At 54.6% G+C, this 8,970-nt stretch carries 10 protein-coding genes; 9 read left to right on the forward strand and 1 reads right to left on the reverse strand.

Annotated features, from left to right (window positions below):
- The first annotated feature begins 291 nt into the window (after positions 1–291).
- The 9 genes from O3S68_RS21525 (at position 292) to O3S68_RS21565 (ending at position 8,275) form a co-directional block, all read left to right on the forward strand.
- Complete coding sequence (locus O3S68_RS21525) at positions 292–558, forward strand: helix-turn-helix transcriptional regulator (protein WP_134318942.1); 267 nt, start codon at positions 292–294, stop codon at positions 556–558.
- Positions 555–1,106, forward strand: coding sequence for a host cell division inhibitor Icd-like protein (locus O3S68_RS21530; RefSeq protein ID WP_269232429.1), 552 nt, complete (start codon positions 555–557; stop codon positions 1,104–1,106). The genes O3S68_RS21525 and O3S68_RS21530 overlap by 4 nt, the downstream gene beginning before the upstream one ends.
- A complete protein-coding gene (locus O3S68_RS21535) occupies positions 1,103–1,336 on the forward strand; it encodes a hypothetical protein (RefSeq protein WP_134318940.1) in 234 nt (77 codons plus the stop codon). Before O3S68_RS21530 ends, O3S68_RS21535 begins: the two co-directional genes overlap by 4 nt.
- Positions 1,333–1,653 carry a DUF5375 domain-containing protein gene (locus tag O3S68_RS21540; RefSeq protein WP_076736647.1) on the forward strand — a complete coding sequence of 107 codons (321 nt, stop codon included), beginning with the start codon at positions 1,333–1,335 and terminating at the stop codon, positions 1,651–1,653. Before O3S68_RS21535 ends, O3S68_RS21540 begins: the two co-directional genes overlap by 4 nt.
- Before the next feature lie 11 nt (positions 1,654–1,664).
- The gene (locus tag O3S68_RS21545; protein WP_269232430.1) at positions 1,665–3,998 is read left to right on the forward strand and encodes a primase-helicase zinc-binding domain-containing protein; all 2,334 of its coding nucleotides are present in this window, start codon (positions 1,665–1,667) and stop codon (positions 3,996–3,998) included.
- Positions 3,999–4,384: 386 nt separating this feature from the next.
- The gene (locus O3S68_RS21550) at positions 4,385–5,080 is read left to right on the forward strand and encodes a hypothetical protein (protein ID WP_269232431.1); all 696 of its coding nucleotides are present in this window, start codon (positions 4,385–4,387) and stop codon (positions 5,078–5,080) included.
- Positions 5,081–5,814: 734 nt separating this feature from the next.
- Positions 5,815–6,516: a hypothetical protein gene (locus tag O3S68_RS21555; RefSeq protein WP_269232432.1), complete on the forward strand. Its 702-nt coding sequence runs from the start codon at positions 5,815–5,817 to the stop codon at positions 6,514–6,516.
- A complete protein-coding gene (locus tag O3S68_RS21560; protein WP_269232433.1) occupies positions 6,513–6,947 on the forward strand; it encodes a hypothetical protein in 435 nt (144 codons plus the stop codon). Before O3S68_RS21555 ends, O3S68_RS21560 begins: the two co-directional genes overlap by 4 nt.
- 216 nt (positions 6,948–7,163) lie before the next feature.
- Positions 7,164–8,275 (forward strand): IS3 family transposase gene (locus tag O3S68_RS21565; RefSeq protein WP_442913186.1). Its coding sequence is split into 2 segments (ribosomal slippage): positions 7,164–7,425 and positions 7,425–8,275, totalling 1,113 coding nucleotides; the frame shifts between segments, so codons are not numbered across the junction.
- Positions 8,276–8,432: 157 nt separating this feature from the next.
- On the opposite strand, the gene O3S68_RS21570 is transcribed toward O3S68_RS21565, so the two are convergent.
- A complete protein-coding gene (locus O3S68_RS21570; protein WP_269232435.1) occupies positions 8,433–8,708 on the reverse strand; it encodes a hypothetical protein in 276 nt (91 codons plus the stop codon).
- Positions 8,709–8,970: the final 262 nt, after the last annotated feature.

Below are 8,970 nucleotides of genomic sequence, written 5' to 3' on the forward strand. Positions count from 1 at the left end.
ACCACTGTTCACCAGCTGTTTTTGGAGACACTTACGGCATCTATACTTTATTACGATAATAGAAAGGTTATTTATAACCATAAATGATTAGCAATGTGCCAGACTGTTATCAGGAAATGCCAGAGATTGTCAGCGTTTGCCACTGTTTGCCATTTGCATGTTAACAAATTGTTAAGCGAAGAATGCCAGCAAAATAACCTGTTGCTCCGGCTGAAAATATTCACAAAATAGAGCGCTACCTGACGCCGGAAAGATACGACCGGCACCACACGGACTTTATGAGGTAGCCCGATGCACACCGCTTTTTCTTCCCCGATTTCTGCCCCTGCCGCCCCGTTAATGCCGGTGACTGAGCCCGCCCAGGAGCGCTTTCTGCGCCTGCCCGAAGTGATGCATCTCTGCGGCCTGTCGCGCTCCACCGTTTACGATCTCATCAGCCGGAATGCCTTTCCGCAGCAGGTCTCCCTCGGGGGCAAAAATGTCGCCTGGCTGCACAGCGAAATCACCGCCTGGATGGCTGCCCGTATCGCCGACCGTAATCGGGGCTGTGACGCATGATGATGTCCGCCCTGCAAAAACCGCCTTTTCCTGGCTTGCTTCTTCTGGCCGTTTCCAAGTATAGTTTTCCCGCTGCCGCAAAATCGGCTGCCGGGATTGGCGTCCCGTATACAACATTGGTGACACCAGACGCGTCACGCGTCTTTTTTTGTGTCTATGCCTTAGTGCATCCATTTTTGGTTCGAAGGTTCTTCCACCTTTGGATCTATAGAGTAATGGTGGCTCAGGCGGGGGCTTCTTATGAAGCGCCGGTTTCCAATGTTGCCGGTTACGCCAACCCCGTCTGGGCTACCACCAGTGAAATTGGCGTTTCCGGTGGTAGCGTTAAAACGCAAACATTGGAGGCTGCCACCATGGCTACCCACCTCACCCTGTCACACCCGCAGTTTGTCTATGTCTTCGCAGCCGTTCGCCGCGCAGACCGCACACCCCGTATCTGTATGCTCCGTACCGTTGCCGGTGACGAGCGCGCTGCACGCCGTTCCCTTGTCCGGGACTACATTCTCGCCTTTGCCGGGCGTCTGCCGGTGGCGGAGGTGTGCGCGTGAAAGACCTGACCCTGACGCTCACCCGTGATGAGCTTGCGTGCCTTGAGCACCTGCGTAACGTCGGCCAGTTCGTGAATGCCATGACGCTGTTAAATGACAGCGTGACTGTCAGCCGGGAAACGACACACCAGGCGCAGCTCTCCTCCGTGATTTACCTTATGACCGCCCAGCTCGACGGCGTGGTGGAGCGCTGCATGCAGCGCTGGCTCACCGAGGAGGTCAGCGCATGAAAACCCCGTTAACACCTGTCCTGCGCGCCGCGCTTTACCGCCGCGCCGTGGCCTGTGCCTGGCTGACCGTGTGCCATCGTCAGCACCGTTACCCGCACCTCACCCTCGATGCGCTGGAGTCGGCCATTGCCGCCGAGCTGGAGGGCTTCTACCTGCGCCAGCACGGCGAGGAGAAAGGCCGCCTGATTGCCTGTGCCCTGCTGGAAGATTTAATGGATGCCGGTCCCCTGAAAGCCGCCCCGTCGCTGTCCTTTCTCGGTCTGGCCGTGATGGATGAACTCTGCGCCCGCCATATCAGCGTGCCTGTCCTGCACTGAGGAAAACACCAATGAAAATGAACGTAACGGACACCGTTAACATAGCGTGCGGCCACTGGCCGCGCATTCTCCCGGCGCTGGGCGTCCCGGTCATCAGAAACCGGCATCAGGCCTGCCCCGTCTGTGGCGGCTCTGACCGCTTCCGCTTTGACGATAAAGAGGGGCGCGGAACGTGGTTCTGTAACCAGTGCGGCGCGGGTGACGGGCTGAAACTGGTTGAAAAGGTGTTCGGTGTGACCCCGTCCGAGGCCGCCGGGAAGGTGAATGCCGTGACCGGCACCCTGCCGCCGGTTGCCCCGGCAGCCACCACGCCCGCAGATACCGGAACGGACGCCGCGCGAAAAGCTGCGGCCGCACTGGCGGCGGAGCTCGTGGCATCAGCCCGCCCGGCCACCGGCAACGCCTACCTGACCCGCAAGGGGCTGGCTGACCGCGAGTGCCTGACCCTCGCTACCACGCACAAAACCGGGGGCGTGAGCTACCGCGCCGGGGATGTGGTTGTCCCGCTGCATGACGACACCGGGGCGCTGGTTAACGTCCAGCTCATTAACGCTGATGGGGAGAAACGCACCCTGAAAGGCGGGGCGGTGAAAGGTGCATGCCATATCATCGAAGGCCAGAAACAGGCGGGAAAACGCCTGTGGATAGCGGAGGGGTATGCAACCGCGCTCACCGTGCACCACCTGACCGGCGAGACCGTGATGGTGGCGCTCTCGTCCGTGAACCTCCTTTCCCTGGCGAGCCTTGCCCGCCGTCAGCACCCGGCCTGTCAGATTATCCTCGCCGCTGACCGCGACCTGAGCGGTGACGGTCAGACAAAAGCGGCAGTGGCCGCAGATGCCTGCGGGGGCGTGGTTGCGCTGCCGCCGGTGTTTGGTGACTGGAATGATGCGTTTACCCTGAACGGGGAGGACGCCACGCGCCGGGCAGTTTACGACGCCATCCGCCCGACGGTGCAGAGCCCGTTCGACACCATGAGCGAGGCGGAATTTACCGCCATGAGCACTAGTGAGAAGGCCATGCGCGTGCATGAGCACTACGGCGAGGCGCTGGCGGTGGATGCGAACGGCCAGCTCCTGTCCCGGTATGAGAACGGTATCTGGAAGGTCATACCATCCTCAGACTTTGCCCGCGACGTGGCCGGGCTGTTCCAGCGCCTGCGCGCCCCGTTCTCCTCGGGACGCATTGCGTCGGTGGTGGAGACCCTGAAACTGATTATCCCGCAACAGGAGGCACCGGCGCGTCATCTGATTGGCTTCCGTAACGGCGTGCTGGACACAAAAACCGGCACGTTCAGCCCGCACCGCAAATCGCACTGGCTGCGTACCCTGTGCGACGTGGATTTCACCCCGCCGGTGGCGGGCGAAACGCTGGAGACCCACGCGCCAAACTTCTGGCAGTGGCTCGACCGCGCCGCCGGTGGCAGTGCCGACAAACGCGATGTGATACTGGCCGCGCTGTTTATGGTGCTGGCAAACCGCTATGACTGGCAGCTCTTCCTCGAAGTGACGGGGCCAGGAGGAAGCGGGAAAAGCATTCTGGCCGAGATTGCGACCATGCTCGCAGGCGAAGACAATGCCACCTCGGCGACCATCGAGACGCTGGAATCACCTCGTGAACGTGCGGCACTGATAGGCTTCTCACTCATCCGCCTGCCTGACCAGGAAAAATGGAGCGGGGACGGTGCCGGGCTCAAGGCCATCACCGGGGGCGATGCCGTGTCGGTTGACCCGAAATACCGCGATGCGTATTCCACGCACATTCCGGCGGTGATTCTGGCCGTGAACAATAATCCGATGCGCTTCACCGACCGCAGCGGGGGCGTGTCCCGTCGCCGGGTGATTATCCACTTCCCGGAGCAGATAGCCCCGGCGGAGCGCGATCCGCACCTGAAAGACAAAATTGCCCGCGAGCTGGCGGTAATTGTGCGCCAGCTTATGCAGCGCTTCAGCGACCCAATGACCGCCCGCACGCTGCTCCAGTCACAGCAGAACTCTGACGAGGCACTTAGCATCAAACGCGATGCTGACCCGGCGTTTGATTTCTGCGGTTATCTGGAGGCGCTGCCGCAGACTAACGGGATGTTCATGGGTAATGCCAACATCGTGCCGCGCCAGCCCCGCAGCTATCTCTATCATGCCTACCTGGTGTATATGGAGGCAAACGGGTTTAAGCATGTGCTGAGCCTGAAAATGTTCGGAACAGGGCTGCCGATGATGCTGAAAGAGTACGGCATAAACTACGAAAAGCGGCACACAAAACACGGGACGCAGACCAATCTCACCCTCCGGGAAGACAGTAACAGCGACTGGCTGCCGAAGTGCGACGAGCCCGCAGCGACATAACCTCACCAGACCGGCAGCCGCCGGTCTTTTTTTATCTGACATCCCAGGTGGTGAACAGTGCACTGTTCACCCTTCACCTTCTGTTCACCACTCAAGCCACTGAAAGTAAAGGGTAAAGGAGGAGGGTGAACAGTGTGAACAATAAAACCAAGAAAAAGTTTTTACCCCCCCCCCTCACTCCACATCCGTATGCGGCATTCCTTTGCCTCAATACGTAAGTGCGCGCAGGGGTGAAGAGTCGAATGTTCACTGTTCACCAACTCATAACATCCTATCTTAATGATATTAAATGGAAAGTTATCGAGGTGAACAGTGTGAACAGTTAGGTGCAAAAAAACTTTTTTTGCATATGATGATGCTATGCACATCATGGGAAGATTTAAGCAGTGGATAAAACCAGAGATTTCATTCTAGAAGGGCTCTCCCGATTTGGATTGGCTGATTTGCCGGGTCGACCTTATGACTGCGCCTTTGATCTCCTGGCCGCAACACCATCAAGAAAGCGGCTAATTGTGATGGGCTTTAATGGCTCGTTAGCTGATTCATGTATGACAAATCGCCAATCTATTCTTGAAGATTATGCTCATCCTTTTATCTCCGGGGTTCAACAAGGAATAGAAGGAAAATGGGGGATCACGCATCTTGCAAAACGATTACAACAAATACCTGTTTGCCTCGGTTATAGGTGGGAAGACGTTATCTATACCAATGCATTTATGATGTGTTCTCAGAATGCAGTAACCCTAAAAAAAGAAGCAGCTTGTCGAAATATGACAATGAACGAGATCGAAGCAAAATCAATGGCATTTTTTGAGCATGTGACCACCAATTTGAGCGAACCAGATCTCATCGTTGCATACAGCAACAGTCTTCAGTCCATCTCTGCTGCAAGCCTGTTGCTAAAACACTTTGGCGATGCAACTACTCTCAAATTTTCTCACCCCAAGGGTTACCACACCACTTTCGCTTTTATGGCCAATATTAGTAGTAGAAGTATCCCGGTTGTCTGCGTACGCCACATGTCACGATTCAAACCTGAAGAGGGTTATGTAAGGGCGGCTCTGAGATTAATGGAATGTTAATTTTTGTTCCGGTAAGGATCCTGACAGCGGAACCTCACCGGCAGGAAGTACCACCCTTAAAAGGTATATGCTCCTACTTATTATCAATGCTATGGCATCAAAACGTCTGGGGGCACAAAAGGGGGCATGTGTTAATGATTAAAATTAAAAATGCTTATAAATTAGAAGCTTAATTCGATATTTGAGTCCGGCCTTCGCACAAAGTCACTAAATTCCTTACAATACAGCTAGTTAGACAATAAAATCTGTCTCTTTTGCCTGTAAGAAATGCTCTGTTATGTCCCTTGAAAAAGCCGCTGTGGTTGATAGTGGTAATTGGGATGTTAACTCATAGCGGCGTGTCGTTCCAAGCGTCAAACACGTACTGACTCAACTTGAAAGCTATGACGTAGCCACCGTCTCTAAACAATCCCAAAAACTTTTAGTGAAGCGCATTTTAGCCCGATGCCCCCGTTCTGTCGCCGTCGCGAGACGCCGCAGGGGATAAACAGGTTTCTGGTGGTCACGGTACTTGCAGACCATATGCAAGCTCTGCCAGCGGTTCGGCCTCGCTCCCCTTGGGTACATGGTCATCCTGATAAGCCTCACTAACTGACATAACCCTGATGAAGTCGCCAGAGGCTCCGCTTGTCTGTACCACCAACGGGGCTTATATGATGCTATTGCTTGCCGTCTGGACTGCCTGAAAAATAGGCTATACCATTGATGGTCAGAGTTGATATGGAGGTGAAAGCGTGAGCACCAGAAGAGAGATAAAGGACGGGGCATTATTTGACGTACTCGACAGGGGAATAGTTTACACCGAGGTACTCGGCTGGATTGATATGGGGCATGCCCGTGGTAATGACGTGGCTGAGCTTAGACGTCAATTCGTTGAGGGGGAGCGTAGCGGTAAGCCGTCTTATGTAGTCATGTATCGGCAGGATATGGGCATCATTAAGTTCGCATCGCGGCTTGGTGTCGGGAAGTTCTCTCGCTGGGAAATTAAGTGTGGCCGGAGCACCGAAGACATTAACAGAATCATGCTGGCAATGATGATGAACACTGCATCCAGATTCGAGGGGCTGCAAAGCTTACGGTCATTCTCTTGGTATACGGACAGTGGCTTTAGTGGCGAAGATTTGGTTTCTGATCTGTTCGGATTCTATCGGGCTATAATTCCGGGTCGGTATGGTTATCGTGTCAAGCCTGTGAGTTATGAATCAGCCGTCTGCCGCTGGGATTACTACGGCGCTATAGGTTCCCATAAAAATCGAGGGTTCCGTCCGATTCTGTTTCCTGATCCAGAAGATCCATGTGTGCGGCATCAGGCGTATATGGTGAATCTTCCGCATTTTATGGCATGGCTTAGGCCGTGGGACGATTTCACATCCGGGGTGGTTAAAGTCATTACAAATGATGGTGCATCGCTCTCATTCATGGGGGCTAAGCAATGACAACCCTGTTAAAAGTTGTGAAGTGGTGTGTGCTGTTGGCTGTCACCGTGCTTATTCTAGTATGGTTATTTGTCTGGCTCGTTGCATCTGGCTCTGATGAAACAACTGTCTACAAAGAAAATGATTTCTTCAATTACCACACTCTAACAGACAAGGACATTGAAAACGCCCCGCGTATAACGGACGACTTCAATTTCGAGTCACACCCCGGCGATGGTTATGCGCCTTCAAATAGTATTATCTTCAAGGGAGCAACCGGGACTGAACCGTTGCGCTCTTACCTTGAAAAGCTGGGCTACACCAAGGAAAAGCGTAGCTTAGGGGAAAGGGAAATATGGTCAAAACCTGATCAGTTGAATGGGGATCTTTTCTATCTGTACTTTAATGCCGCAACGGGTGAAGTCGAGCTGACAAAGGTTATGAATCACTGAACCTCCCCGGCTTGAAAAATTGCACGCTTATGGTTGCCCCTCCCTCGACGGTTAAGGCTTCAACTTCCCCCGTGCGCCTTTCCCAGCCGAAGGCTGGGCGGGCTGTATATCGATTTGCCTTCCTCTGTGGCGTTTATTGTAAGCATCCCGCTTAAACGAACCATTCACTTTCAGAGATCTTCCGACATACTGACTATGTCCTCTGAGGAGATCGCCATGCGTAAAGCCCGATTCACCGAACACCAGATCATTGCCGTTCTGAAGTCCGTCGAAGCCGGACGTACCGTCAAGGATGTCTGCCGCGAGGCCGGGATCCCTGAGGCTTCGTACTACAACTGGAAAGCGAAGTTTGGCGGTATGGAAGCGTCTGATATCAAGAAGATGAAAGACCTGGAGGATGAGAACCGGCGATTAAAACAGATGTTTGCGGACCTGAGTCTCGAGTGCCGTGCACTGAAAGACGTTATTGAAAAAAAGCTTTAAAACCAGCGATAAAGCGGGAGCTCGTCAGCTATCTGACGGCACAATTCGCCATGAGCATCCGCCAGGCCTGCAGGACATTATCGCTGAGCAGGACGGTCTATGTTTACCAGCCCGATACCCGGCGCGATGAACCAGTGATCCAGCTGCTGACTGAGCTGGCAGAGCGCTACCCGCGATATGGTTTTAAGAAGTTGTTCCAGTTGCTGCGCAGGCAGGGTAACACCTGGAATCATAAACGTGTTCACCGGATTTACTGCCTGCTGAAACTGAATTTTCGGCGTAAGGGAAAACAGCGCCTGCCGGTACGTAATCCGGCTCCGCTGGCAACGCCGCAGGCGATGAACCAGAGCTGGTCCATCGATTTTATGCACGATGCGCTGGTCTGCGGCAGACGCTTCCGGACCTTCAATGTGGTGGATGACTTTAACCGCGAGGCCCTCGCAATAGAAATCGCTCTGAATATCCCGGCACAGCGGGTGTTCAGGGTGCGGGACAGGATCGTGGCGAACCGGGGGTATCCGCTGAAACTGCGGATGGACAACGGCCCGAAACTGGTTTCGCTGACGCTGGCACAATGGGCTGAAGAGCATGGTGTGATACTGGAATTTATCAAACCCGGGAAACCAACGCAGAATGCCTTTATTGAACGTTTTAACCGGACGTACCGGACAGAAATACTGGATTTTTATTTATTCAGAACGCTGAATGAAGCATGGGAAATTACAGAGCGCTGGCTGGCTGAATATAACAGCGAACGGCCCCATGAATCCCTGAATAACCCGACACCGGAAGAGTACCGGCTGATGGCTGAAAAACCGGAACTCTCAAAAAGTGCGTGGAACTAAAACGGGTGCGCTTACAGGTAAGCTACCGTCAGGGGAAGGGAATGCTCGCTGGTGAAACAGACTTCACGGTGGCTTTCGTCGGTGGTCATCCGCCACGCCGGGCCCGCCAGCAATTGCAGGTCGGCCTTTAGGCGCAGCGGGCCTGTACGGTACTGGCTCAGCGGTAACGGGAAGTCATAAAGCTGCGCCCGGTGTGTATCGGCAAGACACAAAGACTAGCCGCTGTCGCGCAGTAGGTACTGCGGCGCTCCCCTACCGTCGGGTGAAAACCGGGCGGGATAAATAAGGTTGTGAGTTGCTCCAGCGGCGGTTGTTGCGGTGAAGTGCTGATCAGCAAGTAGCGGTCGTTGCGCACCGCTTTCGGCGTTGCAGGAGAGGCGGCGGCAACGCCGTTAAACGCGAACAGTATCAGGATTGCCAGCAGTTGTTTCATCGGATCCTCCACAGGGTGATAGAGGGATAATGCCCTGTGGTGGGCACAGGGGGCTAACCAGGGCAACCTGAGTGCCACCACGCTGCTGCTGACGCTGGCGCAACAGGTGAATAACGCGGCGGACGGGCGCATGGTCGCGGGCGACAGCGCTACGCTGAACACGTCGCAACTGAGCAACAGCGGCCTGATTGCCGCGAAAAACCTGACACTGAACAGCGCTGATATCACCAGCAGCGGCACGCTGCAGGGCACGGCGCTGCTG

This window comes from Kosakonia sp. SOY2 (genome assembly GCF_027109175.1).
GTDB lineage: Bacteria > Pseudomonadota > Gammaproteobacteria > Enterobacterales > Enterobacteriaceae > Kosakonia.